General features: G+C 69.6%; 26 protein-coding genes. 19 read left to right on the forward strand and 7 right to left on the reverse strand.

The genetic code is table 11. The features are described 5' to 3' along the window. Window positions 1-42 precede the first annotated feature (42 nt). The 4 genes from FXF50_RS11020 to FXF50_RS11035 form a co-directional block, all read right to left on the reverse strand. The gene (locus FXF50_RS11020) at window positions 43-1,518 is read right to left on the reverse strand and encodes a tyrosine-type recombinase/integrase (RefSeq protein ID WP_148427117.1); all 1,476 of its coding nucleotides are present in this window, start codon (window positions 1,516-1,518) and stop codon (window positions 43-45) included. After that, entirely contained in the window at window positions 1,515-1,919 is a 405-nt protein-coding gene (locus FXF50_RS11025; protein WP_148427118.1) for an AlpA family transcriptional regulator, read from the reverse strand. The genes FXF50_RS11020 and FXF50_RS11025 overlap by 4 nt, the downstream gene beginning before the upstream one ends. Further along, on the reverse strand, window positions 1,894-2,811 hold the full coding sequence (locus FXF50_RS11030) for a DUF2637 domain-containing protein (protein WP_148427269.1): 918 nt from the start codon (window positions 2,809-2,811) through the stop codon (window positions 1,894-1,896). Before FXF50_RS11030 ends, FXF50_RS11025 begins: the two co-directional genes overlap by 26 nt. A 380-nt stretch (window positions 2,812-3,191) precedes the next feature. Then, complete coding sequence (locus FXF50_RS11035) at window positions 3,192-4,079, reverse strand: replication-relaxation family protein (RefSeq protein ID WP_148427119.1); 888 nt, start codon at window positions 4,077-4,079, stop codon at window positions 3,192-3,194. Between the two features lie 493 nt (window positions 4,080-4,572). Between FXF50_RS11035 and FXF50_RS11040 the strand changes: the two genes are divergently transcribed. After that, window positions 4,573-5,085, forward strand: coding sequence for an HAD domain-containing protein (locus FXF50_RS11040; protein ID WP_148427120.1), 513 nt, complete (start codon window positions 4,573-4,575; stop codon window positions 5,083-5,085). Window positions 5,086-5,210: 125 nt separating this feature from the next. Here FXF50_RS11040 and FXF50_RS11045 read toward each other — a convergent pair whose 3' ends face one another. Further along, window positions 5,211-6,008, reverse strand: coding sequence for a DeoR family transcriptional regulator (locus tag FXF50_RS11045; protein WP_255509985.1), 798 nt, complete (start codon window positions 6,006-6,008; stop codon window positions 5,211-5,213). 465 nt (window positions 6,009-6,473) lie between these two features. Between FXF50_RS11045 and FXF50_RS11050 the strand changes: the two genes are divergently transcribed. After that, the gene (locus tag FXF50_RS11050; RefSeq protein ID WP_148427121.1) at window positions 6,474-6,971 is read left to right on the forward strand and encodes an NUDIX hydrolase; all 498 of its coding nucleotides are present in this window, start codon (window positions 6,474-6,476) and stop codon (window positions 6,969-6,971) included. A 141-nt stretch (window positions 6,972-7,112) separates the two neighbouring features. Then, window positions 7,113-7,769 carry an HAD family hydrolase gene (locus FXF50_RS11055; protein WP_148427122.1) on the forward strand — a complete coding sequence of 219 codons (657 nt, stop codon included), beginning with the start codon at window positions 7,113-7,115 and terminating at the stop codon, window positions 7,767-7,769. Here the strand turns inward: FXF50_RS11055 and FXF50_RS11060 are convergent. Then, window positions 7,766-9,097: a helix-turn-helix transcriptional regulator gene (locus tag FXF50_RS11060; RefSeq protein WP_148427123.1), complete on the reverse strand. Its 1,332-nt coding sequence runs from the start codon at window positions 9,095-9,097 to the stop codon at window positions 7,766-7,768. The genes FXF50_RS11055 and FXF50_RS11060 overlap by 4 nt on opposite strands. A 443-nt stretch (window positions 9,098-9,540) precedes the next feature. Here FXF50_RS11060 and amcA point away from each other — a divergent pair, with 443 nt between their 5' ends. The 11 genes from amcA to FXF50_RS11115 all read left to right on the forward strand — a co-directional run bounded on the left by amcA (window position 9,541) and on the right by FXF50_RS11115 (window position 19,158). Further along, window positions 9,541-9,720: a multiple cyclophane-containing RiPP AmcA gene (gene amcA / locus FXF50_RS11065; RefSeq protein WP_148427124.1), complete on the forward strand. Its 180-nt coding sequence runs from the start codon at window positions 9,541-9,543 to the stop codon at window positions 9,718-9,720. Window positions 9,721-9,734: 14 nt separating this feature from the next. Beyond that, entirely contained in the window at window positions 9,735-10,688 is a 954-nt protein-coding gene (locus FXF50_RS11070) for an NAD(P)-dependent oxidoreductase (protein WP_255509986.1), read from the forward strand. A gap of 18 nt (window positions 10,689-10,706) precedes the next feature. Continuing rightward, window positions 10,707-11,660, forward strand: a complete 954-nt coding sequence (locus tag FXF50_RS11075) for a thymidylate synthase (protein ID WP_148427126.1) — start codon at window positions 10,707-10,709, stop codon at window positions 11,658-11,660. Beyond that, window positions 11,657-13,366: a carbamoyltransferase C-terminal domain-containing protein gene (locus tag FXF50_RS11080; protein ID WP_148427127.1), complete on the forward strand. Its 1,710-nt coding sequence runs from the start codon at window positions 11,657-11,659 to the stop codon at window positions 13,364-13,366. Before FXF50_RS11075 ends, FXF50_RS11080 begins: the two co-directional genes overlap by 4 nt. After that, complete coding sequence (locus FXF50_RS11085) at window positions 13,363-14,385, forward strand: hypothetical protein (RefSeq protein WP_148427128.1); 1,023 nt, start codon at window positions 13,363-13,365, stop codon at window positions 14,383-14,385. The genes FXF50_RS11080 and FXF50_RS11085 overlap by 4 nt, the downstream gene beginning before the upstream one ends. Window positions 14,386-14,448: 63 nt before the next feature. Continuing rightward, complete coding sequence (locus FXF50_RS11090) at window positions 14,449-14,970, forward strand: topology modulation protein (RefSeq protein ID WP_148427129.1); 522 nt, start codon at window positions 14,449-14,451, stop codon at window positions 14,968-14,970. Window positions 14,971-14,994: 24 nt separating this feature from the next. Then, window positions 14,995-15,810: a class I SAM-dependent methyltransferase gene (locus tag FXF50_RS11095; RefSeq protein ID WP_148427130.1), complete on the forward strand. Its 816-nt coding sequence runs from the start codon at window positions 14,995-14,997 to the stop codon at window positions 15,808-15,810. Then, window positions 15,807-16,577, forward strand: coding sequence for a phosphotransferase (locus FXF50_RS11100; protein ID WP_148427131.1), 771 nt, complete (start codon window positions 15,807-15,809; stop codon window positions 16,575-16,577). The genes FXF50_RS11095 and FXF50_RS11100 overlap by 4 nt, the downstream gene beginning before the upstream one ends. After that, window positions 16,565-17,218 (forward strand): histidine phosphatase family protein, encoded by a 654-nt coding sequence (locus FXF50_RS11105; RefSeq protein ID WP_148427132.1) that lies wholly within the window; start codon window positions 16,565-16,567, stop codon window positions 17,216-17,218. Before FXF50_RS11100 ends, FXF50_RS11105 begins: the two co-directional genes overlap by 13 nt. Continuing rightward, a complete protein-coding gene (locus FXF50_RS11110) occupies window positions 17,211-17,999 on the forward strand; it encodes an aminoglycoside phosphotransferase family protein (RefSeq protein WP_148427133.1) in 789 nt (262 codons plus the stop codon). The genes FXF50_RS11105 and FXF50_RS11110 overlap by 8 nt, the downstream gene beginning before the upstream one ends. Window positions 18,000-18,330: 331 nt before the next feature. Continuing rightward, window positions 18,331-19,158 carry a hypothetical protein gene (locus FXF50_RS11115; protein ID WP_148427134.1) on the forward strand — a complete coding sequence of 276 codons (828 nt, stop codon included), beginning with the start codon at window positions 18,331-18,333 and terminating at the stop codon, window positions 19,156-19,158. 13 nt (window positions 19,159-19,171) lie between these two features. On the opposite strand, the gene FXF50_RS11120 is transcribed toward FXF50_RS11115, so the two are convergent. Continuing rightward, window positions 19,172-19,885, reverse strand: a complete 714-nt coding sequence (locus FXF50_RS11120) for an NUDIX domain-containing protein (protein WP_255509987.1) — start codon at window positions 19,883-19,885, stop codon at window positions 19,172-19,174. A 366-nt stretch (window positions 19,886-20,251) separates the two neighbouring features. On the opposite strand from FXF50_RS11120, the gene FXF50_RS11125 reads away from it, so the two are divergent. From FXF50_RS11125 to FXF50_RS11145, 5 genes are all read left to right on the forward strand, one after another. Next, on the forward strand, window positions 20,252-20,950 hold the full coding sequence (locus tag FXF50_RS11125) for a PASTA domain-containing protein (protein ID WP_187399620.1): 699 nt from the start codon (window positions 20,252-20,254) through the stop codon (window positions 20,948-20,950). A gap of 107 nt (window positions 20,951-21,057) precedes the next feature. Next, on the forward strand, window positions 21,058-22,953 hold the full coding sequence (locus FXF50_RS11130) for a hypothetical protein (RefSeq protein ID WP_148427137.1): 1,896 nt from the start codon (window positions 21,058-21,060) through the stop codon (window positions 22,951-22,953). A 61-nt stretch (window positions 22,954-23,014) separates the two neighbouring features. Then, window positions 23,015-23,743, forward strand: coding sequence for a VWA domain-containing protein (locus tag FXF50_RS11135; RefSeq protein WP_148427138.1), 729 nt, complete (start codon window positions 23,015-23,017; stop codon window positions 23,741-23,743). 4 nt (window positions 23,744-23,747) lie between these two features. Then, complete coding sequence (locus FXF50_RS11140) at window positions 23,748-24,986, forward strand: protein phosphatase 2C domain-containing protein (protein ID WP_187399621.1); 1,239 nt, start codon at window positions 23,748-23,750, stop codon at window positions 24,984-24,986. Continuing rightward, window positions 24,983-26,260 carry a hypothetical protein gene (locus FXF50_RS11145; RefSeq protein ID WP_148427140.1) on the forward strand — a complete coding sequence of 426 codons (1,278 nt, stop codon included), beginning with the start codon at window positions 24,983-24,985 and terminating at the stop codon, window positions 26,258-26,260. The genes FXF50_RS11140 and FXF50_RS11145 overlap by 4 nt, the downstream gene beginning before the upstream one ends. Window positions 26,261-26,691: the final 431 nt, after the last annotated feature.

Raw genomic sequence — 26,691 nt, forward strand, 5'->3', positions numbered from 1 at the left:
GAGGAAGGTCCACGACCGCGAGCATCTGTCGCTCCCGGCTGCCTATGCCGGTTGCGCTCCGCCGCCTCGCCGTCGGGGCACCACAGCCGCTGTTGCCTCGGCAGCGGCGTGCGAGAGCTCGGGGAGGACATCGCCGTAGAACTTGGCGGTGAAGTGGGGGTTGGAGTGCCGGAGCCGACTGGAGATCACCTTCATCTGGACGCCAGCAGCCAGGCCCATGGTCGCAGCGCCGTGGCGGAGGTCGTGGAGCCGGATAGGTGGAAGCCCGGCCTTGCTGACGAGGTGGTGGAAGTGGTCGGTGACGTCGGCGGGGTGGAGCCGACCACCGGTGGGGGTGGTGAAGACGAGGCCGGTCTTGGTCCACGCGGCGCCGGCGGCGAGGCGTTCACGGTGTTGGCGGGGGCGGTGGGCGCGTAGGATCTTGACGGTTTCGGCGTCGAGGGCGACTGCGGCCTCGCTGTCGCTGGTTTTCGGGGTGTCGATGGCAGTGGCCCAGCCGTGTTGCACAAGTTGCCATCGGACGACGAGGGTCTGGGCGTCGAGGTCGATGTCCTCCCAGTGCAGGCCGCATGCTTCGCCGCGGCGGAGGCCGGTGAAGGTGATCAGGTGGTAGAGGGGGTAGAGCCGGTCGTTCGCGTCGTGGGTGTGGTCGAGGAACTTCCCGGTTTGTTCGGGTGTCCAGATCATGACGGGGCTGGGGATCTTGCCGGTGTCGCGCCAGGTCTTGACGCGTTGGTCGGTCCAGACGGTGGGCTTGGGCAGCCGGGCTGGGGGTAGCTCGACCATGAGGGCGGGGTTGATATCGATGAGCCGGTGGCGGCGCATCGCGTCGTTGAGCGCTTTGCGCAGGGTGGCGTGGATGCGGTGCTGGCTGGCCGGGCCGACGGTGCGCTGGCCTTTGACTTGTTCGCGTTTGGCGGGGTCGCGGCTGGCGCGCAGGGTGGTGATGGTGGTGTTGCGTTCGTCGATGGCGTCGTACATGGCGTCGATGTGGCCGGGGCGGAGCCGGTCGATGCCCAGGTGGCCGAGGTGCGGGATCAGGTACAGCCGGATGTGCCCTTCGTAGGAGCGCAGGGTGCCTGCCTTGATGTTCTTGCGTCCCGCCAGCCAGTCGGTCAGATACACCTCCATCGTCGGGAGTTCGGTCGGGGTGATGTCCAGGTGCAGCGCCCGTCGAACCTGATCCGGGGTGGGCACGGGCGCGCCGGTCTTGACGGCGGCCTCAATCAAGTCGCCGGTCTTGACGGTCGTGTGCGGGTCGGTGGGATCGGGGACAGCGAGCGCGGCCCGGATGCGATCCAGGACAGCGTCCGCGTCAGCCTGGGTGGCATAGGGGCCGTGGCGCAGTGGGCGGCGGGTGCCGTCGGCGCGGGCGGGTACCTCGATCTGCCAGTGCCAGTGGCCGTGGGTGCGGGACCAGCCGCCGCCGGGCCGGCGAAGCTGGGGACAGGAGCGTCCCAGTCGCCGGCCCGTGATGCTGTCGCTGCAGCCGCAGCGTTTGAAGGTGGATCCCTTCACTCATCGTCTCCTGGATGCTCTCGGTGGTGCCGCCAGCGGTGTCGGGTGGAATCCGCTGGTGGCGGGGTTATCGCATCCACGCTCACCTTCGCGTCGGCTTCAAGTCGCCCGCCGCCGGTAGCGGCGGGGTCGGGTTGAAGGAGGTGGAGCAGGGCGGCGACCGGGACGATGATGCGGCTGCCGGCCCGGATCAGCGGTATAGGGAACTGGTCGGTGGCGGCGAGCCGGTACGCCTGGGATCGGCTGATCCCGAGCACCGATGCGGTGGTGGCGAGGGTGGTGGTCACCCCGAGGGCACGGATGCGCTCAACCGTCCACACCTCCCCGACGCCGGGCACGGTGGTGGTGCTGTCGGTCGTGATGCGGGTGGTCTCGTCATCGTGATTCGTTGAGCTGATCATGATCAGGCTTCTCCTGGCTGTGAGATGGATGGCTGTGCGGTAGGAGCGGGGTGATCCCGCCGGGGTCGACCGGCGTAGGGGTGGCTGCTCGGGCGCCATTGCGGCGCTCCGGTGACAGAGGCGGTGGCGTCGGTTTGGTCGGCTCGACCGGGTCGACGGCCGTTACGGGTGCGGTCGGCGGCTCGGTCTTGAGAGTCTTGAGGAGTTTGGATACTCGGGTGTTGGACACGGTGTGACCGGCTGCGCGGAGGGCTTCAGCGAGCGCTGCCCGGGTCAGTGCCTGCCCGTCCGCGGCGAGCCGGTCCCGGACCATACGCGCCGCCGGCAGCAGCTCGCCAACGTCGCCGGACGGCTGCGCGGACCGTCCCCGGTCCGCTCGCTGCTGCCGGTCCCGTCCGCCACTCCGGCGACGAGCATCCGGTGAGCGGACGGTCCCGGTGCTGGACCGCTCCCCCGCCGTGACAGCGGACCGCACCGTCTCGTCCGGTCCGCTGTCCGGACCGGTCCGTCCGGCCTCGTCCAGTCGGCGGTCCCCGACGGTCCCGGTGTTGGCGGGCGTGGCGGTGCTGGTTCGGCCGAGGGCGATCTTGACCATGACGAGGAACCCGAGCGCGGGTACGGCGGCGGCGACCCAGCCGATGATCGAGGGTTCGGCCTCGTCGACCTGCGCTGCCAGGGACAGGGTGACGGCGCAGGCCAGCACGGTGGCTGGGAACACGGTGGAGGTGTGGGCGCGTTTACGGCGTCGGAGTTCCAGGCCGGAGGCGATGGACATCAGCTCTAGGACGATCGCGTCGGCCCAGGCCAGCCAGCCGGATTGACCGTGCGCGGCGGCGACGTTGTGCACATGGGTGAAGCTGGCCGCTCCAGCTGCGCTGCCGATGGCCAGCATGATGACGACCTGGACGCCGCCCTCCACGCGGTTATCGCGCGGACTGGTATCCGGTTCAGAGGTCGGTGCTGTCGTGGCCGATCACCTCCTCGACCCGGACCGGGGTTTCGGTCCGTCCGCCAGCGGTAGGCGGCAGGACCGAGTAGCGGACCGACCCGACGTCGGATAACCATCTGGACGGGGTCCGGACGCTGGACGTGGACGCCCCCCGCGGACGCGGGACCGGGACGCGGTCTGGCCGCTGTGGGAGCGGACGTCCGGTGCTCTCACGGATCTGTCAGCACCGGCCGAGCCGCTCACGACAGATCCGTGACAGACGCCGAACCTCGCTGTCCGCTCCGCAGCGGAGGTACTGTCCGCCGCCGTCGTGCCGTCGCCGATCACGCCGCCTCACCCGCCCCGCTGGAGGCGTCGACGGAGTACCCGGCGAGATCCGCTAGCCGCAGCCGCTGCCCTTCCCCGCCGGCCACGGCCCACACCGCCTCCGCTGGGCCAAGGCCGGCCGTCGCGGCGTGGTCGCGGGCCCCGGTGGCGACCGGCACCGACAGCGGCACGTCGGCCAGCACGCGGCGTAGGTTGCGCTCGCGGGCGGCCGAGTGCAGCCAGAACAGCACCGGCCACGCCCGCTCGATCGTGCCGAACAGCTCCTGATAGCCGTCCACCTTGCCGGCCAGGATCGACAACTGCTCGGCGCCGGTGTCGTACTCGACGAAGAACGGCACCTCGACACCGTTCTCGACCCACCGGCCGTAGCCGTCCGGGCGGACCCGGGGCTGATACGCCCGCACCAGCCCCGGATCCTTCCGGCTGGTGAACGTACCGGCGCGCTGGCACACCACCTCCGGCAACCACTCCACCAAGCCGGCACCCGGATGGGTGCGGGCGTGCCCGGCCAGGTCGGTGAAGAAACCGTTCACCCCGAGGCGGTGGGCGAGGCTGCGGGTCGAGGTCCACCGCCGCCGCTCCACCCGGGCGTGGTCCCGCCGCGGTGGACGCTCGTCCCGGCTTGCAGCGACGACCTCGGCCCCGAGCTGGTCGATGACGTAGTGGTACGGGTACGAGCCGCCGTCGGCCCGCTGAGGCCGGAACCGGGCCACCAACCGCAACCGGTACAAGGTCCGCAACCGCCGCTGGCAGAAATCGAGGGACGGGAACAGGGCGGTCGTGATCTGGAACGACGTCAACACGCCGTGGTCGTACAACCAGCCCAACAGCACACGATCACGGCCGGTCAGCTGGGACTGAACCCGAAGGACCGGATCATCCACCAGCTACCACCTCCTTCCCCGGGTACGGAATGCCAGCCCCAGGGGGAGAGACCCGAGACCAGGCAGGGTCTGTCGCAGGACAAGCCGACGACACTGGCAGACGGACTGACGTGCGGTGTGAGAGGAAACAGGGGGTCGGTTCGGGGGTCCGGCTGAAGACTGACGTCAACGCTGACGCCAAGCCCGATCCCCGAACGGGGATCAAGCCGGAACTCGTCACTGCCAATGCCTACGGCAGTAGGTGAAGGTGTCGACGAAAGCACGAGAACTCCTTGGTGAGGTGTGGATGTGGTGTTGCTGGCTGGTCGGGTCACCGGCGCCGCCGGAGCGGAAGGGATCTGGTGAGAGGCATCCCGGCACCGCCCCTGCCGCGGTCGGGGTCGGGGTCAGCGGCGCGTGACTGCCCGCTGCCAGGAGCAGCAGCTAAACGAATGGCCTTGGGGCAAGCGCGCGGAGGTAGCCGTTGGCGGGGTGAGGGCTAGCCTCTTGGGTCATGTCCGCCCCTGCACCGCGTCCCTTGCTGTTCCTCGACGTGGACGGCACTCTCATCCCGCTCGGAACACCCACGGCGGCTCAGCCGGGCATGCCGCAGGGCTATGCTGAGACACCGGCCCTACCGGCCGACGCCCATCCCCTGCTGCACAAGGTCAATCCAGAACACGGCCGCCGACTGGAGGCCCTGCCGTGTGATCTGGTGTGGGCGACGACCTGGATGAGCGACGCGAACGACGTGCTCGCGCCGCTGCTCGGGCTACCGACCCTGCCGGTCGTGGACTGGCCCGACTCCGACGAGATGGGCGCCCTGCACTGGAAGACCCGTGGACTGGTCGAGTGGGCGCAGGGACGCCCCTTCGTCTGGGTCGACGACGAGATCTCCCACGCCGATCAGCAGTGGGTATCGATTCATCACCCTGGCCCGGCCCTGCTGCATCGGGTCGATCCCCGTCGTGGCCTGACCGAGGACGACTTCGCTGCCATAGAAAGCTGGCTCGTGCAGGCGCGGTAGGGCCAGCTTTCAGCCGTCGCGGGTGCTGCGCTGAACGGCTGCCTGCCGGTGGGGACCGCGGCTGGTGAGGTCCCGCACCATCCCGCTGACGTCGGCCGCAGCCCGGGAATCGTGACGTGGTGCGGTCAGGATCCGACCTCGATGAGGCGACGCCTGCCGATCTCGCCCGGCACCTGCCATACCTGCTCATCCGGCCAGTGGCGGTACAACAACTGCTGCGTGGTCGTGGCGACAGCGTTCCGCAGCGGCTCGCGGCGAAGGTCGGCCCGCAGTCGTTCCTCCCGCTCGGCGTCCTGAACGATCACCAGAACTGCCCCGACCGGCACCAGCTGGTCCGCACGCCGGTAGCCGGCCAACAATCCACCCAGCCCTGACGTCGCTCGCTCGTGCTCGGCGACGACGCCACCGATCGGGCCACGATCGACGTGGACCAGGAACCGCAGGCACCGCCCGTCCTGCAGCCAGACGCCATAGCCGTCGGCCCGCAACTGCGCCAGGTCGTGCTGGCGCAACCACGACGAGGTCTCCATCATCGCCAGCCACTGGAACAGCTCGCACCGCCCCGGGTTGCGCCGCGACACCTCCACCAGCGGTAGGAACAGCAGGGCATCCGCCTTGCCGGAGGGCCGCTGACCCAACCGCAGCGGAACCGGCCGCCCCGACGCTGCCAGGACGCGCCGGAGCACGTCGGTTCCCTCGGGCGTGACCTCGTACCACCAGGTGTGGGTCCGGTCCTCCGCCGAGCGGTCGCGGTGCACGAGTCCCGCCTCGTGCAATCCCACCAGGTCTCGGTGAGCCGTCAGCCGCGATACTCCGCAGACAAGCGCCACGTCCAGCGTCGACGCGGAGCCGTGCTGCGCCAGGTACGACAGGATCCGCCACCGCCGCGGGGACAACCGCCGCGTGGCACCCTGGTCGCCCATTCTCCGATGATCCCTCCGGCCCCGACGGTCCAACATCTTGTTTCCCACAGCCGTAACAGACAGTGTTCGATGTTCCGGCCGGGAGGTCGGTAGCCGGGATCGCCGTGACCGGAGCCAGCGCTCGGCGTGAGCAGTTAGGCGAGGTGTCGGCGGGCCGTGCGAGCACCCACATACCCAAACCGTGGTTTTGGGGCCGATTCTGGAGATCACTGTTCAGTGAATCAGCCGAAGAGCTGAGGACATAAAGCACGGTACGGTCAAAGCAAACGATCGATAGTTGATCTTCGCGCTCGGCACCAAAAGGCAGCGTCGGTCATTCCGGGGCACGCGATAAGCCCATCCCGACTCGGGGATCACACCACGCACCGAAACGATGGTTACTCAAAGCGACAGAGCTAGAGGGTGTTACCGCGCCTCCCTCAGGAACGGGCTATGCGCCGAGGGCGAGCCCGTAGGGTCGGTCGCATGGCCGAGGCGCAGACCGAACCGGACCTCTCCTACATCGCCAGCGTGACGCGGGTCCGCGCGGCGGCCGGCGTGCTCCTCCGCGACCAGACCGGCCGGGTGCTGCTGGTCCACCCGGCCTACAAGGACGTGTGGGAAGTTCCCGGCGGAACCGTGGAGCCGGACGAGTCCCCGGCAGACGCCTGCACGCGCGAGGTCCGCGAGGAGCTGGGCCTGTCTATACCCGCAGGGGCGCTGCTGTGCGTCGACTGGGTGCCGGCGAGCCCGCCGTGGGACGGCGGGCTCATGTTCCTGTTCGACGGCGGAGTACTGACCGCGGACCAGATCGCGGCAATACGTCTGTGCCCGGACGAGCTCGACGGCTTCGAGTTCGTCGAGCCGGAGCGCCTGGGCGAAGTGTTTATCCCCCGGTTGGCTCGGCGGGTTGCCGCGGCGGTTGCCGCGATCGGGCGGGGCGGCGTCTACCTCGAAGACGGAACCGTGCCATCCGCCACGTAGCGAGCCGCATCGAATCGTCGGCAAGGCACGGGACGCGCCCAGCAGCGGTGGTTCCCTGCCAGCGCAGGCGACACGATCCATGCGACGACCCCGCCTGCAGCACGCGTTGATCCGCCTGAGCCCGAGAGGCACAATCCCAGGATGATCTCGAGTGTGTTCTTCGACGTGGGTGAGACGATCGTCGACGAGTCCCGGGAGTACGGCACCTGGGCCGACTGGCTCGGCGTTCCACGACACACCTTTTCGGCAGTCTTCGGCGCCGTCATCGCCCGCGGCCTGGACTACCGCGAGACGTTTCAGGTGTTCCAGCCCGGCTTCGACCTGGCCAAGGAGCGGCAACGCCGGGCCGACGCCGGACAACCGGAACACTTTTCCGAGGAGAACCTGTACCCGGACGCCCGGCCCTGTCTGGCGGCCCTACGGGAGTTAGGCGTGCAGGTCGGCCTGGCCGGCAACCAGACTGCCCGAGCCGAGACCATCTTGCGCGCCCTGGATCTGCCGGTCGACGTGATCGGCACATCGGACGGCTGGAACGTCGAGAAACCGTCGGCCGCGTTCTTCGACCGCGTCGTCGCGGAGGCCGGCTGCCCCGCCGGCCGAGTGCTCTACGTTGGGGACCGGCTGGACAACGACATTCGCCCCGCTCAGGCCGCCGGACTCGCGACCGCCCTGGTACGACGCGGCCCATGGGGGCACATTCTCGACGACAAGGCCGTCAGCGACCGCTGCCTCTTTCAGCTTGACTCGCTCGCCGAGCTGCCCGAACTGGTACGCAGGCACAACGAGTCGGCAATTTAGCTCCCCGGAAGAGCGGCCCGGCTGGTCGCGAGGGCGGCGATGCGATCGTCGAGTTGGCCGCCCTCTCGGCTGTCGCCGAGTACCTGCCGGACCGTTCTGACCCGTTCCAGCCCGGTGCCGTACCAGTCGGTGTGCAGGGCGTCCAAAGCCTGGTTGAGGTAGGTGGCAGCGTGGTCGCCGTCGCTGCTATGCGCCGAGGCCAGGTCGGCGAGGACGACGCTGCGCTGCTTGGCGCCGGTCGCGGTCAAGCCGGCGAGGGATTCGGCCAGGTGGCGGGCGGCCTCGGCATGGTCGCCAGCGGCGAGGACCGCGTAGCCGGCAAAGGAGTGCAGCCGGCCGGTGTCGTAGTAGTCGAACCATGCGGGCACCTCAGGACGCACTTCGAGCGCGGTGGCAGCGAGGTCGATCTGGTGGCGACTTGCCGCTCCCGCACCCGCGCGAGCTTCGACTTCCGAGGCCACGCAGTGAAGCCAGGAGCGGACGGCGGGGCTGACGCCGTGCCAGGTGTGCTGGAGCGCCGCATCGATCAGTGACCGTGCTGCGGCTGGATCATGTCCGAAGGCGGGGATAAAGGCCATGTGGCCGAGGACGGCGGCGGCCAAAGCGTGGTCTCCGGCCTCACGGGTAGCGGCGAGGGCGACGTCGTAGCAGCGCTGCGCGACGGCGGGCTGGTTAAGATCGAAGAACGCCAGTCGTGCGGTGAGCAGCGCCGATTCGGCGAGGGCGCCAGCGAGGCTCGCTCGGCTGGTGCCGGTAGACGCGCGGACGAGTCCGCTACCGAGCTGGGTGTGGGCGTACGCGGCCTCGTAAAGCGGCCGGGCGGGGCTGGTCCAGTACAGCGTGCGCTGGCACCGCACGATCTCGGCGTACGCGTCTGGATCTATGGCCTTGGCTTGGGCGTACGCGGCCTGCGGATCGAGGGACAGTAGGGGCGCCACCAGGGGAAGCATGCTGGCGCCGAACAACGCGCGCAGAACAGTTGCCCGGTCCCAGCCGGTGTCGTCGCCTCCAGTGATCATCTCCCACAACCTCCTGAACTCGTGCAGTGTCTCCGCCTGCGGACGCATCGCCAGCTCGTCGGGGGTGAGAAGACCGAGCTGGCTCGCCGGCTTGCTGAAGATGGCCACGAGGTGCTTGCGGTAGCGCGGGTCAGGCCACCGCTCACCGGTTTCCCACCGCCGCACGGTGTTGGCGTTCAGCCCGGTATCGGTCTCCCCGGCATGGCTCATTCCCGTGCGGATGCGCTCGGCGACCTCCTCGTAGGACCAGCCCCGCTGGAGCCTCTCCCACGCTAGCCGCCGATTGGCGGGGTGGCGCCGTCCGGCCATGCGAGCACCTCCGTACGTCCTCTGTCGACGACGGTCACGTTAGCCATCTCCGCTACGGGCCGTCACTACCTGGTTGCGAGCGGACGGGTCGTGGACGGTACCGATCGGGTCCGCTGGGCGGTTCGCTGTTGACGAGCATCGACGGACGCTGCTGGGCGGCTCCAGCTCACCAACCCAATGTCATCGACGCCAGGGGATTCACGGTGAAGAAATCAGACAAGACGGCCATCAAGCAGGCGCCGCTTGTTGTGGCGGCGGCCCGGGGGTGCAGTCGTGAGGTTGACTCCTCGCCCGCGTACCGCCATCGGGGCTGCGCGGGCGGGTGACCGGCGGGGTGCTCCCAGCCGCCGCCTCACCACGGCGGGCCCGCCGGCGCCTCGGCGGGCCCGCCACGACCGGACCAACCAGCGGGAGTCAACCGCAACTCGTCGGGCGGTGACGTCATGACGGTGTACGTCTCGCGGCACGCCTCCACGGGCGCCACGGATGGGGCCGATCCGGCGGTGCAGCCCCGCATACCGGCGACCGGCCAGGCAAAGGTCTCCCAGACCGAGCCCCTCCTGCTCACCTTCGTGTGGCAGCGCATGCTGTCGCAACCAGTTCAGGCCGGTGGCCGCCGGTGACGGCGCGGGCGTTGGTGACCGGCGCCGCCGGCTTCATCGGCTCGCACGTCGTCGACGCGCTTCTCGCCCGGGGCCTGCAGGTGGTCGGCCTGGACCGCCGCCGCCTCGGCCAGGACGCCCTCGCTGACGAGAACCTGTCAGCCGCAGCCGGCAATCCGCTGTTCACACCGCTCTGCCGCGATCTTGCCACCGACCCGCTCGATGACACTCTCGAGGGCTGCGACATCGTGTTTCACCTGGCTGCCCGGCCGGGCGTGCGGCCCTCCTGGGGCATGGAGTTCCACGACTACGCCCAGTCCAACGTGCTCGGCACCCACCGGCTGCTCGACGCCTGCGCCCGCTCGGTCGTACGGCGGTTGGTCTACGCCTCGTCATCCAGCGTCTACGGCCCGGCGGAGCGGCCCAGCCGCGAAACCGACCCGACCTGTCCGGTGTCGCCGTACGGGGTGAGCAAGCTCGCCGCTGAGCAACTGTGCCTGGCATACGCCCGTCGCCCCGACAGCCAGCTCAGCGTCGTGGCGCTGCGCTACTTCACCGTGTACGGACCACGGCAGCGACCCGACATGGCCATCGGCCGGCTGCTGTTCGCGGCCTACACCGGCCTCCCGGTCACCCTCTTCGGCGACGGCAGCCAACGGCGGGAGTTCACCTACATCACCGACGTCGTCGCCGCGACGATCGCCGCCGCTCACATCGATACCCGCTGCGCTGTCGTAAATGTCGGCGGCGGCGCGAGCGTGTCCATGCGCGGCGCCATCCAGGAGGCGTCCACGGTTACCGGACGGCACATTCCCGTCCAGGTAGCCGACGCGCAGCCCGGTGACGTTCCCGCCACGTCCGCGGACCTGACCCTTGCCGGCCGGCTGCTCGGCTACTGGCCCACCGTCGGCCTGCACGAGGGCATGGCCCGGCAGTCCTCCTGGCTGGTCAATCTCTCCCGCGACCGGCTCGCGGCCTTCACCTCCTGACCTTGAAGGAAGGTTCTCATGATCGTCTTGAAAGCGGATTCCGCGAGCGAGTTGTTCACCGCCGCCTGCCAGGCAGTACTGCTCAACGGTCGCATCGCCTGCCCGCGCGACATGATGACCACCAGGGTCGTCGGCATGCACCTGTGCCTGAGCAAACCTCGGCGCCGGCTGGTCTCCGTGCCGCCCATACGCGTCATCAACCCGGCATTCGCCGTCGCCGAGGCGCTGTGGATCCTCTCCGGCTCGGACGATCCGTGGATCTTCGACTTCAACAACAACCTGCGCCGCTACGCGGACGACGGAATCCTGCAGGGCGCGTACGGGCCACGGATCCGCCGGTGGGGCGGCAACCTCGACCAGCTCGACGCGGCCGTCCGGAAGCTGACGGCCGACCGGGACTCCCGACAGACCGTCGTCCAGATCTACGACCCGGGACGCGACCACCGCGGCTACCGCGATGTGCCGTGCACTCTCGGGTACCGGTTCCTGATCCGGCAGGGCCGACTCGAGATGCACACCACCATGCGCAGCCAGGACCTGTGGCTCGGCTTCCCGTACGACATCTTCGCGACCACGCTCCTGCAGGAACTGATGGCCGGCTGGCTCGGTGTCGAGGTCGGCGAATACCACCACCACGTCGACTCGCTGCACCTCTACGCCGATCATGCTCCGGCTGCCGCCGAGTGTCTCCACCACGAACCGACTGTCACCGAGATGGATCCGATCGGCGTGGACTGGCCCAGCCTGGATGTTGTCCTCGCACAGGTCATCTCCGGTGACGGCGACCTGCCTGACGGCACCCTGTGGGACACGTTCGGGCAAGTGCTGACCAGCTACCGGACATGGAAGCTCGGCGAGCGGGACCTGGCTAGCAAGGTCGCCCACGACACCCCAGGACCGCTCGGCGCTGCTCTCGTCGCCTGGTACCAGCACCTCACCCGGCCGGCCGTCGTATCGCCGGAGCTGGCATGACCGCGGATGTGGTGCTTGGGCTGTGCGCGTACACGCATGACTCGGCGGCGGCGCTGCTGGTCGACGGCCACCTGATCGGCTTCGTCGAGGAGGAACGGCTCGACGGGGTCAAGCACAGCAAGACCTACCCGGCACACGGCGTCGCCTGGCTGCTCGACGAGGCCGGCCTGACGCCGTCGGACGTGACCACGGTCGCGTACAACTTCGACGGACGCCGCTACCTACGCGCGCTGGGTCAACTGCCGACCCATCTGCGACAGGCGGACAGCCGCGCTCGAGCCGTACCACGGGCGAGGAGCTTCACCACGGTCCACCGCCGCTACCAGGCCCGGATGCGGGACCTGGCCGAGCGGTTCCCGCGCGCTCGACTGCAACCGGTGCCACACCACCGGGCGCATGCTCTGTACGCCTTTGCCGCCGCCGGTGTGGACGACGCGGCGGTCCTGATCGTCGACAGCCTCGGAGAGTTGCAGACCACCACCACCTGGCACGCCCGTCAACGCAACTCGCGGCTCAGCCTCAACCTGGCGCACGCGATCGACGACCCGGCCTCCCTCGGCTACGCCTACGGTGCCGTCACCGAGCACCTCGGCTGGCGGCGGGGTGACGAGGAAGGCACCGTGATGGCGCTGGCCGCCCTCGGCGACCCCGCCCGGTTCCGAGAGCTGATGTGCCGGGCGATCCGGCTCACCGCCGACGGGTTCACCCTCGACCCAGCGCTGATCGCCCTGCGGGTGCTCGCCAGCCGCTACGGCCGGGGCACGCCCGCGTTCACCGCCGCAACGTGCCCGCCCCGCACGCCGACGGCACCGGTAGAGCCTGTGCATGCCGATCTGGCCGCTGCACTGCAGGAACGCACCGAGCAGGTGATGCTGCATCTCGCCGAGCGGGCCTGCCGGCTGACCGGCTCGGGGCTGCTCTGCCTGGGTGGTGGAGTAGCGATGAACTGTGTCAGCGCCGGCCTCATCGCCCAGGCCGGCATCGTCGACGAGGTGCATGTACCGCCCGCCCCTGGCGATGCGGGCACCGCGATCGGCGCCGCCGTCCACGCCTGGCTCGACGTGACCGGCCGCCCACCCACCGGCCTCCGCCATCACTGCTACCTCGGCCCCGCCTATCCCGACCTGGTACTGCCGGCAGCACCGCGCGCGGGACTGCACGCAAGCCGACCCGCCGAACCCGCTCAACATCTGGCCCGGCAGTTGGCCGACGGGGCGATCGTGGGGTTGTTCACCGGCGCGCTGGAGGCCGGCCCACGGGCACTGGGGCATCGGTCGATCCTCGCCTCGCCGTTGGAGGCCGGTGTGGTCGAGCGGCTCAACGCCACCGTCAAGTTCCGCGAACCGTTCCGACCTTTCGCCCCTGTCGTCCTCGCCGACAAGGCCACCGACTATTTCCGGCTACGCCAACCGTCGCCGTACATGTCGCTCGCGGCTCCCGTGACCGAGCTGACCCGCGACAAGCTACCCGCGATCGTGCACGTCAACGGCACCGCCCGAGTCCAGACCGTCACGCGCGAGCAGCACCCCTTCCTCGCCGACGTTCTCACCCGCTTCGGTGAGATCACCGGCCACCCCGTGCTGATCAACACCTCGCTGAACATCAAAGGCAAGCCGATCTGCGGCACACCGGAGATGGCGCTGGACTGCCTGATCGAATCCGGCCTGGACGCGCTGCTCATCGAAGGCTGGTGGGTGACCAAGTGAGAATTGGCTACAGCTTCTGGGGATTCCTTGGACCCGGCATCACCGACACCCCGGACGGAGGCCGCAGCCACCGCCGGACCTTGGTCGACGGGCTAGGTGCAGCCGGCCATGACATCGTCTTCCTTCAACCAAACCGGGACCTGTGCGAGGCCGGTGACGATCTCACTGGCCACTACCGCTGGGACGTAGGCCTGCCCGACCTCGACGCGCTGTTTCTCGAATGGCGCTGGCCCATTCCCGGTCGTAACACCATCGTCTGCGGGCGACCCGGCCACACCTGCGACCTGCATCGGCAGGTCGAGCTGCTTGACCACTACACCTACCAGGTCGGCACTCCAACGGTCCTGTGGGACAAGGACCGCCGGCTGCCCGCCACGGACCCCCTCCGCCGTACCCGCAACGTCACCGTCTGTGAACCGGCTCTGCATTCGACTCCGGGCGCGGTACCACTCCTTTTCCCTATCGCCGACACGGCTATCGACGCCGCTGACCCGGCTGCGCTGGCGGCCCTGCCCCGCCGCACCCCGCTGGTCTACGTCGGCAACCAGTACGACCGCGACCACGCGTTCGACACCTACTTCGCGCCGGCCGCCGCCCAACTGCCCCACCTGATCGCCGGCAAGTGGGCCGCCACCAGGCGCTGGCCGGATCTGAACTTCATCGGCCGCGTTCCTTTCCCTAGAGTGTCCGCGATCTACGCCGACGCGCTCGCCACCGTCCTGCTGCTTCCCGCCCGGTACGCCGAAGCAGGACAGATGACCCAACGGATCTTCGAGGCCGTCCTCGCCGGCTGCGTGCCCCTGCTGCCTCGTGACGTCCGTGGCGCTGACGCCCTTGTTCCCTCGTCACTGATCGTCCGCGACGCCACGGACGTGCGGCACCGCATCGGCTGGCTCAGCGAGATCGCCGGCACCGGTGACCACGCCAAACTGATCGCGGGGTGCCTACGGCACCTCGACCCATTCCGGCTCTCGACCCAGCTCGAGGTGCTCACCTACCTGCTTCATCACCCGGAGTAGGTGCTGCCATGACCTACCGTGTCACCACCGGACGAGCGCCCCACACCTCTACCCTGGAGAACCATGGACAGGATCGCCATCATCGGCTGCGGCGGCAGCGGCAAGTCCACCGTCGCACGCCAGCTGGCCCGGATCCTCGACGCGCCGTTGACGCACCTCGACACGACCTACTACGACGAGCACTGGAACCCCTTACCGCAGGACGAGTTCACCGCCCAACAGGAGAAACTTGTCGCTGGCGAACGATGGATCATCGAGGGCAACTATGCCGGTACCCTGCCGATCCGACTCGCCGCCGCGGACACCGTGATCTTCCTCGACCTACCGGCCAGAACCTGCCTGTGGGGCATCGCCCAGCGCCGCTGGCGCTACCGGGGCGGGCAACACCACCAGGACTGCGTCTACGACCGCATCACCTGGAACTTCATCCGCTACATCCTCGGCTACCGGCGCACCATGCGCCCGCGAGTCCAGAACCTCATCCGAGAACACGGGCCACACGTCCACCTGATCACCCTCACCAGCCGCCGCCAGGCCGCCCAACTGATCAAACGCGTCCGCGACGAGCATCAGCCCGTGACCTGACCGCAGCGGAACGGGAGGCGACGAATGTCGGCCAACCCGTTCCTTGACCCCACGCTGGTCCACGGCGACCTCTACCGGCGCGACGGCCGACTCGCCGACCGCACTCACGCGCTGCATCGTGCCAAAATCAGCGGCAGCGATGTCGCCGGCACGATCGCCGACCTGCTCGCTGCCAGGGTCCCGGCCGGGGCGGCCGTGCTCGACATCGGTTGCGGGCGCGGCACCACAACCCTGCGCCTGGCCGACCGAATCCGGCCCCGCCGGCTCGTTGCCGTCGACGCCTCGGCCGCGCTTCTCCGCACCACCCGCGACCGCCTCGGCGACGCTGGCGCGTTGGGCTCAGTGGTCTGCGCTGACTTCCACCACCTGCCGCTGCCGGGCAGCGTTGCCGACGCCGCAGTTGCCGCCTTCTGCCTGTACCACTCTCCGACGCCAGGTCTGGCCGTGGCGGAGATCGCCCGCTGCCTACGCCCTGGCGGTACAGCCGTCCTGGTCACCAAGTCCCTGGATAGCTACGCCGAACTCGACCATCTGGTCCACGCCGCCGGCCTCGACCCACATGCCACGAGGCGATCGAGCCTCTACGAGAGCTTCCACAGCGGCAACCTGCACACCATCGCCGCCACCAATCTGACCGTCGTCGACGTCCAGCACGAGGAACACGTCTTCTACTTCGCGGACGCCACGCACCTCGCCCGCTATCTCACGACCACACCCAAATACCGGATCACCTTGACCGGCGGGATCCCCGCTATCGCAGCGACCCTCCGACAGCGGCTGCCCGCACCGCCCTACACAACCCAATCCACCGTCAGCTACGCCACAGCGGTGCGGCCATGAGCGGGGCCATCTTCGTCAAGCGGTACGACGACCCGGAACGCTGCGCCGCCGCTGCCGCCCACCACACCTGGCTCACCGGCCTGGACTCCGGCGTCCGCCTCCCGGCGCTTGTCGCGCGGAATGTCCAGTATCTGATCTTCGAACGGCTGCCGGGGCACACACCGAAGCCCAGGGATCTTCCGCGAGTCGCTGCGGCACTCGGCCGGCTCCACGCTGCCGCGCACCGACACGAACTACAGGCCGCCAGCCTCGATCAACCCCACATCACCTCGACCGGACTCGTCATCCCGGACTTTGCCAGCCCGCGGCAGGAGGCGCTACACCGCGCCGCTGCGGCGGCGGGCGTCCACGGGTCGACTATCGACGCCGTACTTAACAGAGCCCGGCAGCCGGCGGCGTTCTACAAGGACCCGAACATCCGGAATTACCTTGCGAACGGCAATGGCGTCGCCGTCGTCGACTTCGACGACCTGACGCTCGCTCCCTTCGGCTACGACCTGGCCGGCCTGCTGGTCACCGCCTCCCTGACCTACGGCCGCCTCAACAACCGATGGCTCTACCGCTGCCTCGACACCTACCGGGTCGCGGTCGCGCCTCAGCTCAGCAGCTTGGCCGACCTACAGCAGTACGCCGAACTGCACTACCTACTGACGCTGCGACACCTCGGCCGCAACGGCTACCGGCACCCCTGGCCCACCGTCCGACCCTGGCCCGACCCGTTCCCCGCCGAGCCGACCAGAGAAGGAGCCCTCGGATGGCCTCCATGACCGAACTCGTGATCGCCCGCCACGGCGAAGCCGCCTGCAACGTAGCCGGAATCGTCGGCGGCAAACAGGGCTGCACCGGCCTCACCGTTCTCGGCCGGAACCAGGCGGTGCAACTCGCCGCCCGGCTGGCCGCCGAGCACGCCCACCGACCATATGCCGCCTTCTACGCCACACCCCGACTCCGCGTGGCCCAGACCGCCGAGATCATCACCAGAGCCCTGCGCTTGCCCGCCACGATCGACCCGGACCTCCGCGGTCCTGACCACGGCGACGCCGACGGCCGACCCTGGGTCGACGTCAAGAGCTCCTTCCAAGGGCCGCCTCAGCACAACCCCGACCACCAGTACGCTTCCGGCTCCGAGACATGGAACGAGTACCTCGACCGGGCCACCGCAGCGCTACAGAAGATCCTCGCCCGCCACGATGGTGAACGAATTCTCCTCGCGGCCCATGGGGAAACCGTCGAAGCGGCGCACACCCTGCTCCTCGGCCTGCACCGGAATGCCTGCGTGCGGCTCGGCTTCGTCACCGACCATGCCTCCGTCGCCCAGTGGCAGCGGCCAACCAACCGCTTCGGCCGCACCATCTGGCAGCTGGTCACCCACAACGACATCCGACACCTCCGACCCCGCCATGACTGACCTCAGCGTTCACCTCGCGCTCTGCCAACGTCTCCTCGACACCGACGCCAAGCCCGTGAGCTGGCACCCCGGCCACGCCGGCACTCGTGCCCTACGCGCCGCGACGACCGCGCAGGGTGAGGTGATCGTCAAGATCCACCGCAGGCCCGCCCGCCACATCCAAGAAGTCCACGCTTACCGCACCTGGGTCCCCGCCCTCGGTGACAGGGCGCCCCGGCTGCTCGCAACAACCGAAGACCCACCGGCCATCGTCATCACCGCCGTACCGGGCGTCCCACTCAGCCAGCGGCAGCTCGACCTCGAGGCCGAGCAGGATGCATACCGGCAGGCAGGACAACTACTCAAGACACTGCACGCCGCCGGACCGCCCCGCCTCGAACCGGACTGGACGGCCTGGCTCGCCGAACGCGCTGAGCACTGGATTCGCCTCGCTGGAGATCAGATCACGCCCAGCTACCGCGCCGAGGTTAGCGCCCACATGCGAGCCCTACGAGACCTCGCACCGCTAGCGGCCGTGCCGTGCCACCTCGACTTCATGCCTCGCAACATGGTCTACGGCGACGACGGCATAGTCCGGCTGATCGACTTCGAGCACAGCCGCTACGACCTACCCGCCCGCGACCTCGTACGCCTCGCCACTCGCATCTGGCCGCGCCGCCCCTTTCTCAGCAGGGGCCTCCTCGATGAATACGGCCAGCTCGACAGAGTCGCCCACGAGGTGCTGGAACACTGCGCTTACCTCGATTCCCTGACGACGTTGTGCGCTACAACCCTCAAATGACGTCAAGCGTGGCGACGTCCGATGAGTGCCAGCTCGGCGGGCTCGGCGGCCTCGCCAGTCGGGCGGCGACGCCGCGGGCGCGTTCGCCGTACGGGCGGCGGACCGCGCAGGCGAGTCCGCGTTAGCCGAACGGCTTCGGCGCAGCGGCCGCGCTCTGGCTGGCGGTGTTCGCCCTCCGGAGCGCCGAAGCGGTGCGCGTCCGCCGGTCCGGCCGGAGCTGATTGCCGTCCGCTCGGCGCTTTCTGACGGCTCCTGAGGGAACGGAGGCCGTGCCCAACCGACCGATGTGGAGCCCTCCGCGTGGTGGTCCGGGTGTGACACAGTTTCGGCCATGTCGACTGACCCAGCCCACCGCAACGGTCGTCCGTCGCTGCCCGGCGCGGAGCCGCTCCGTCTGCAGGAGATCGCCAAGGACATCCGTCAGGGCCGTAACGTCGACCTCTACGTGGCGGTCGTGGTGGCGGTCGTCGTGGCGCTGCTGGGCGTACTAAGCGTGGTGGACGGCAAAGTGATCGCCGCCGCTACCCTCGCCGTGCTGGCAGTCGTGGCGACCTCGATGCTGGCGGGGCGGCATCAGGCTGGTGCGATCGGCGCGGCGCTGGACCGGCTGGCGTCGGACACGGACGGCCAGGTCGCCGCAGACCGGTTCTTCGCCTCGCGGATGCCGCCCTTGGACGTCGAGGGGGCCACCGCGGCCGACATCCGGCTCGTCGGCGTGACGCTGACCCGTACGGTGCGGGACTTGCTGCCGGTGCTGGAACTTCGGCTGCGGGCAGGCGCACGGGTGCGGGTGCTGTTGATCGACGTGGACGGTAACGCGGGGGCCGAGGCAGCGGCCCGCAGCCGCAAGGCCGATGCGCCCGGCTTTTACCGCCGCCGGGTCAACGCGACAATCGACCTGCTCCGGGTCCTGGCCACGTCGCCCCCCGACGGCGGCCGGTTGCAGGTGCGGCTGCTGCCGTTCGTCCCGACGTTCGGCATGTGCCTGATCGACCCCGAGGAGCCGCACGGACGGATCCACGTCGAGATCTACCAGCACCGGACGTTGGCGGCCGATCCGTCCTTCTGCCTGGAAGCGGTTCGGGACAGCCAGTGGTACCAGCTCTTCCGCGAACAGTACGAACTGCTGTGGCAGAGCGGGCGGGACGTCGCACTCTGACCGTGGCCGACGGTCAGTCCGCATCGGGTGATGTAGGCATGGACTGCCGCAGCATCGGCGGGTGGAGGGTGGTCGCCGGGCCGCGCCGGTAGAGAATCGCCGGTCGGCCGACCCCCGAGGAGATGCGCTGGCCGGTCGGAGTGATGAAGCCCTCAGTGTTGAGCACCTTGCGGCTGAAGTTGCGCTGGTCGATCGGCGTTCCCCAAAGGGTCTCGTAGACACTTCGCAGGTCCGCGACGGTGAAGGTCTCGCCGCAGAACGCCGCAGCCAGCGTCGTATACTCGAGCTTGCTGCGCGCGCGTTCCACGGCGGTGGTGAGGATCCGGGCGTGGTCGAACGCGAGGTCGGCCCCGGGGGTGAGCATGCGGTCCACCGGTTCCCACGAGGCGGCCGCGGCGTCCGAACCCGGCTGCGGGGTTGGCAGGTCCGGGGCGATGGCGAGGTAGGCGACGGTCACCACCCGACCACGCGGGTCCCGGTCCGGTTCGCTGAAGACGGCGAGCTGCTCCAGGTGCAGCCCCTTGAGGCCGGTCTCCTCTTCGAGTTCCCGGGCGGCAGCGTCGTCGACGCTCTCGTCGTCGCGGACGAAGCCGCCGGGTAACGCCGGTTGCCCGAGGAAGGGCTTGTTGCCCCGCCGGACGGTCAGCACCTCCAGGCGGCCCTGACGCACCGTGAGGATCGCGAGGTCGGCCGTCAGGCGGAGCTGCGCGTGCGGTCGTCGGTTCACCGCACCCACTTTAGTTGCTGTCCGATTGACAGTAATGGCGGGCGGACTTACTGTCATCGAGACAGTAATGGCGTGCCTCCCGGCCGCTCTCCGGGCGATCGGTTGTCCGGCATCCGACAGGAGTCTGACCAGATAGGACTACGGGTTCCGGTCCGGTTGACGGGACCAGGCGGAACAACGTGCACCGTCTTTTGTGCTCGTCAGTTGAGCCAAAGGCCACGAACGGCCGTCCCTCTCCACGATCTCCCATCGTTACGGTTCGCTTCACCCTCCGCGACAGCCGCAGCTCACCATCGCAAGCGACCGAACCGCCGCGCCTCCATCGCATCCCATCGCGCACTCCGCATCACGATCGAGGTGACAGACGTGCACCAGTGGCCACCCCGCCGCAGCCTGACCTTCGTCGTCGGGCTGGCGATCGCCGCGCCACCGCTGACCGCATGCGGGACGGAACCCGGTCCCGCCACGCCGGAGACCGCGCCGGCGTCGACGCCGACCGCGTCGTCGACCCCGCCGGACAGCCCCGCGTCCCCGAGCGGGCCCGGCGCGTCCACCCCGGCTGCCGGTTCGCCCGCGGCCGTCCTGCCCGACGTAACCGGCGAACGGCTCAGTGACGGCGAGCGGATGCTGCGCGCCGACGGCTTCCTGTCCGTCCGTGCCGTCGATGCCAGCGGTGACGGTCGCACCATCCTCGAGAAGGGCAACTGGGTCGTCGTCCGCCAGGACCCGCCGGGCGGCAGTGCGCTTCCGCCCGGGCTGACCGTCACGCTAACCGTCCTCCGCCCCACCGACCAGCAGGCCCCGATAGTGGTCCGCGACGGCGTCGTGCCGCGCGTGATCTGCCACGACCTGCAGGACGCCCAGGACGCGCTGCGCGAGGCCGGCTTCTACGTGCTGCTGCCCCGGGACGGCCTCGGGCAGGAGCGGGTTCCGGTCCTCGACCGGAACTGGATCGTCGTCGGCCAGTCCGCGCCGCCGGGCACCACCCCCGAATCCCTAGAGAAGATCGAACTCACCGTGGTGAAGTTCGGCGAGCCGACGGGGAACTCCGGATGTGCGAGTTGAGCCCTCAGCCGACCTGGGCGCAGTGCCTCGCCGCCGCCCGGTCGATCCGACTGACCGAGTACGCCGGCGACGCCCTGGACGTGGTGCGGCCACGCGGCCCCCTCGGCGTGATCCGCGGCCGGGCGCCGCTGGCGATCCTCCTCTACACCGCAGCTCGGGACGGCCGACTCGTCTGGCGCAACCCCGACTCGCTGGCGCTGCTCCGGCCGCCCGGCGACACCGCCCAGCCGACCGCCGGCGGCCTTCGGCTCTCCGTGCTGCGCCGTTTGTCCCGAGGCTGGGACGTCATCCTCTTTGCCCTGCCGCCGACGCTGCTGCTGGCCGGCGCCGGTCTCGCTGCGCTGTTCGCCGGGGCCGACCGACCGGCGGCCGGAGCCTTCGCGCTCTTGCTGGTCTGCGGCGCACTGCTACACGTCGCCGTGCTGCTCTCCTGCCTTGTAGTCGCCGCCGGTGCCTGGTTCTTCCGTCAGTTCGGCCGGCCCAGGCAGCCCGACGAGGTCCTCGTCGGCGAACTGGTGCCCGGGCAGTACTGGACGATGACGCTTTGCCACCACGTAGACGGCAGCCGGCTGCGACCCCTGCTAGATCGGACCGAGCGCCATCTGGCCGAGCTACTGCGGGCACGCATCCGGGAACGCGGCCGCGACGAGGGGGTGGAGCTGCCGCTGGTCAACGTGACCGAGACGTTGGTCTGCCTCGCTCAGGCAGGGACGACCCAGGCCATGCGTGACGCGGTCCACGCCTGGACCAGGCACGGCCGGATCTGGGGCGCCGGTGTGGGAATCAGCGTGCGGATGTCCGCGCACCGGGCCGTACGCGCCCCGGAACGGGTCTTCGACCGGGGCGGTTTCCTCTTCTGGTACGTGGCGGGAATGGCGGTGCTGCTGGTCGTCGCCGCCCGGCTGGTGGCCGACTGGGAGCGGGCGGCGTGCCTCGGAGAGTGCCGCCAGCACCCGGTCCATTATTGGCCCGCCCTGCGCTGGCTCGTCCAGCGGCTGTTCTTCACCGACCCGTACGGGCTGACGCCCGCCACCCGCCAGGCCTGGACCATCGGGGTGCTGACCAGCTTCATGTCGCTGATGGGCCTCTTCGTGGGCGTCGCCGCGGTCCGCCAGTACGTCCGCGCTCGGGACATCGCCCGGCGCCGAGCCGAAAGGGAACTGGCTGTGCTCAACGAATTCACCCGGACCGTGATCATGGTGGCCACCGACGAGGAACACCAGGCCGTCCGGGAAGCGGTGTGGCGGGTCAACAGGACAGAGCCGGAATTCCTCTTCCTGCCCCACCAGACGGTGGTGCGGCTGGGGCCGGTCGGCCGTACCCAGATCATGCTCGTCCAGGTGGAGCCCGGCTCCGTGGGACCGGGCTCGGCCGCCATCTCGGCCGCGGCACTGGTCGGCCGCGTCAAGCCGGACTTCCTGATCCTCACCGGCATCTGTTACGGCCTGCGTCCGGACAAGCACGAGTTCGGGGACATCCTCGTCTGCGACCAACTGCGGGCTATCGACCACCGAAAGGTGGCCGAACCTGCTGGCCACAAGCCGGGAAGGCCCTTCACCAGTGCGGCGGAGGCCGCTGCGGCTCTGGAGGAGACAACCGCGCCCGACGGACCGCAGACGCTGCACATCCGCGGTGACTACGTCACGCCGTCACCCGGCCTGATCAGCCGCTTTAAGGCGGTCGGCCAGACCTGGAACGGGGGCGAAAAGATCCACTTTGGACCCTTGCTCTCCGCCAGCACTCTGGTGAGTTCGCGGGCGCTGCGAGACGAACTGCACGCCCAGCAGCCCGAGGCGATCGGCGGCGAGATGGAGGGCGCCGGAGTCTACGCCGCGGCGGCCCACGCGAAGGTCGATTGGATCGTCGTCAAGGCCATCTGCGACTGGGGTTTTCACAAGAGCGACGACTTCCACAAGCAGGCCGCCAGCAACGCCGCCCGCTTCGTCGTCCGGACCGCGGAGCTCGGCGCCTTGGACGACGCCCCCGCACCAGGGGAGATCTGAAGACCGCACCGATGTCGCCCGACGGGCGGCCCACCCCTCACTGCCAATCACCGGAGGAACCATGATCGACGGCGGAAAACCTCGAGCCTGCCCTATCTACATCGTCGCCGACGTCTCCCAGTCGATGTGGAAGTCGAAGCAACCCGGCGAGCAGATGCCCTTCGACATCCTCAACCAGTGCCTCAGCCAGTTGCTCTTCCACCTCGATTCCGAGATCGAGATCCGTGAGGCGGCGTTCATCTCGGTGATCTCGTTCTCCAGCGAGGTCCAGGTGGTCTTCCCTCTGACGCAACTGGCGGAGGCGGAGGACCTGCAAACACCGGACCGGGGGAGCCAGACGGACTTCGCGCGGCTCTTTGCTGACCTGCGGGCCCAGATCGCGCTGGACTGTGAACCGCTGCGCACGGAGTACAGCGTTCGCAAGCCCACGGTCTTCCTCATCACGGACGGAGAGCCCTTCGTCGGGCAGGCCCCGCAGCCCGAGAGTGAGTGGACCCCGCACCGCGACGCGCTCGTCGCCGCCGACAACCCGCTGCGGCCGCACATCCTGTCCTTCGGATTCGGTACGGCACGAGAGTCGACCCTCTGCCGGACCGCCACAGAACTGGGTGGTCAGCGGTTGGCCTACATCGCCGAGCAGTCGATCGCGGTAGGCGAGGTGCTCGACGGCATCACCGATGCGCTGTTCCACAGCATCGGCAAGTCAGTCCTGTCGGATGCTCTCGTTCCGCAGACGCCGAAGGGGATGCGCCCGGCGCGATGCGGCGTCCGCGTCCCGGACGGAGTCTGACGCCATGTCGGACGCCGCACTGTCCGCTCTGCTCGCCTCGGTGATCCCAGCGGCGGTAGTGCTCGTGATAGCTCTGATCCGGCTCGGCGGGAGGAACAGACGAACCATGCGGTTTTTCGGGAAGCAGCGGCGGTCGACCCGCGAGAAACTGACCGAGCAGCCGGGACCTGCGGCCGAGGCGCCGCACCCGTTCGATCCATCCGGGCGCCGGCCGCAGGTGCGTGCCGGACGGCCGCCCTGGCGCGTGTTACCGGGCTGGGGCAGCCGGGGTGGCCCGAAGCCGCGCCGGCTCCGGATGGGGAAACGGTCCCCGGCCGGGAAGCAGGTCCGTCCTTCACCGGCCCCCCTACCGGATGTCACGCATCGGCTGGCCGGCAAGCCCTCGAAGCCGACCGCTCTGCACGTCCCTGTGCAGCTCCTCTCCTGGACGAGCGGCGTCGCTGCGGACGGAGGTCTGTTCGCCGGTCTCACCGCCCGGGTGGCCACCATTCGGGGGCGGGCGCACCAGTTCCACGGTGAGCGTGGGCAGGACGCCTTCGGCCTGAGCGCCACCCGGGATGGTCGGTGGGTGGTGGGCGCGGTGGCCGACGGATTGGGCAGCACGGTGCATGCCGATCAGGCGGCCCAGACGGCTGTCCGGAGCGTAGTGAAGATCGCGAGCGACATCGTGGACGACGTGCCCCCGGCCCGGTGGGAATGGAACATGATCCTGCGAGAGGTCGGCCGCAGCGTCGAGGTGGCCACCCGGTCGCTCGGCCGGCCCCTGCCGGCGGCCAATCCCGCCCGGCGACAGCGGCCGTTGGGGCCGCCGGCCACTACACTGACGGTGGTCGTCGTGCCCGCGAACGGTGTCGCCGGCACCGGCGTCGTCGTCGGAGTCGGCGACTCGCCGGCCTACCTGCTCCGGTCCGGAGCCTGGCGGCGCCTGCTGCCGCAGGACAGCCAGCCGGCGTCAGCGGGCGCGGACAACGCCACCGACGCGCTGCCGGCCGCCGCCCCGGCGATGCGGCTGGTGAGCTTCGACTGGCGGCCGGGAGATCTGGTGGTGGTGGCCAGCGACGGCTTCGGCAACGCGCTGGCCGGCGGGGGCACCCCGCTGGGCGCCGCCCTCGCCGAGGCCTGGCAGGAGCCGCCCAGCCTGCTCGGCTTCCTGCGTGACGTCGACTTTCGGCTGAGCACCTTCAACGACGACCGCACCGTGCTCGCGCTCTGGTGCGGCGCCTTCGATACGGCGGTGTCATGACGAGGGGCAGCGACCAGCCGCCGGTACGGGTGCGGCGCGAGGAACTGACGGCCACCGGCCATTCGCTGAGACCCGGGGGACAGTCCAACTCCATCCGGGAGGTGGGGCTGAACGGCCGGGTCTACGTGTTCAAGGAGTACTCCGAGCAGGTCCTCCCGGAGATCAACGCCGAGGCCCTTGTCGCTATGTTGCGCTGGCGGCGGGGCCTGGAGCCGGGACCGCGGGCCGAACTCGACCTACGGTGCACCTGGCCGATCTCCGTCGTCGAAGATGCCGACGGGCTCTGCGGTGTGCTGATCCGTCCGGCCGGGGCGGAGATGTACGAGGTCACGCGCAAGGGAGCCCGCAGCCCTCGGCACATGAACGTGCTGACGCAGACCCAAAAGCGGGCGCTGCGGCACAGCGGGGAGACCTGGGAACCCCCGGTCAAGCTCGCCGCCCTGGGCCGAGTCCTCGACACGACGTTGTGGCTGCACCACCAGGGCTGGATCGTCGGGGACCTGCAGACGAGGAACGTCCTGATGGACGCCGGGCGGGTGCCGCGAGTGCTGCTGATCGACTGTGACGCCTGTGTCCCCGTCGACGGTGATCCGGCACTGCCGCCGATGGACCCCGAGCACTGGAAAGTCACGGACGAGCCGGCGTTCAGCCGGGAGACCGACCTGGCCAAGTTCGCCCTCATGGTGGTCCGTTGCCTTCAGGAGAGCATCGAGATCCGCAGGCCCGATCCGGATGTGCTGCGGCGGTTCCTCACCACCCCGACGGTCGACCTCATCCAGGCGACCGCTGCGGGACGTCCGCCGGCCGGCGCGGAACGGCAGTGGCGGCTGCTGGCCGGGACCTGGCCCCGGCTGGTTACACCGGACCGGATGTACGTGCAGGTGGACGGGGTCGTGCGGTCCCGGTGGACACCCGGGTCGGTCGCCGGAGAGCCCGCGGGTGCCGGAGGCGTCGCCGCCACGGCGACTCGCTCGGGCGGCGAGGCGCCGGTCGGCCGTGCGCCCGTGCCGCCCACAGTCGGCCCTTCACCTGGGTGGTCCGTCGGGTTCACCCGCCCCATGAGCCCGGCTGGCAGGCCGGTACGGCCGGACCCCACTTCCGCTGCTTCACCGTCCGCCGTGCCGGCGCAGCGGCGGGTCGCGAGCGTCGATCCAACCCCCACCCCGAGCCGGGTGCCGCCGGCGGGACCCGGCCGGAGGCCCTGGATCAGATACGTGTCCCTGCTGCTATCGATCACATTCGCCCTCGCGTTCCTCGCCTGGTTATTCCGCTGATCCGCTACGGCTGCCGTTAGGACCCCAGATGCGAGAGATCTTCCTGACCGTGCTCGGTCACACCCATCGGCTCGATCCCAGACGGACCTACACGGTGGGCAGTCGGCGGGACTGCGACATCCACATCGCCCCTCCGGTGCCCGAGGGAATGCTGCTAGAGATTCGGTGCCGGCCGACGTGGATCGTCCGGGTCGCCACCGGAGTGACGATCACCGCGACCGGCGCCATGGTCGATGGGTGCTACATCCATCCCCCGCCGCCACCGCAGGACTGTGCGATCGAGCTGGATCTCGCCGGTCGCACGATCGGCGTCGAGCTGCGCCACCGTCCGCCGTCCGCGCCCGCCCCCTCCGTCACGCCGCGACCGGCAGAACTCCTTGACACCCGGGCCGCCCGCGGGGCGCCCCGAGGGGCGGGCACCGTCCGGACCC

The organism is Micromonospora sp. AP08, assembly GCF_008085935.1.
Taxonomy (GTDB): domain Bacteria; phylum Actinomycetota; class Actinomycetes; order Mycobacteriales; family Micromonosporaceae; genus Micromonospora; species Micromonospora chersina.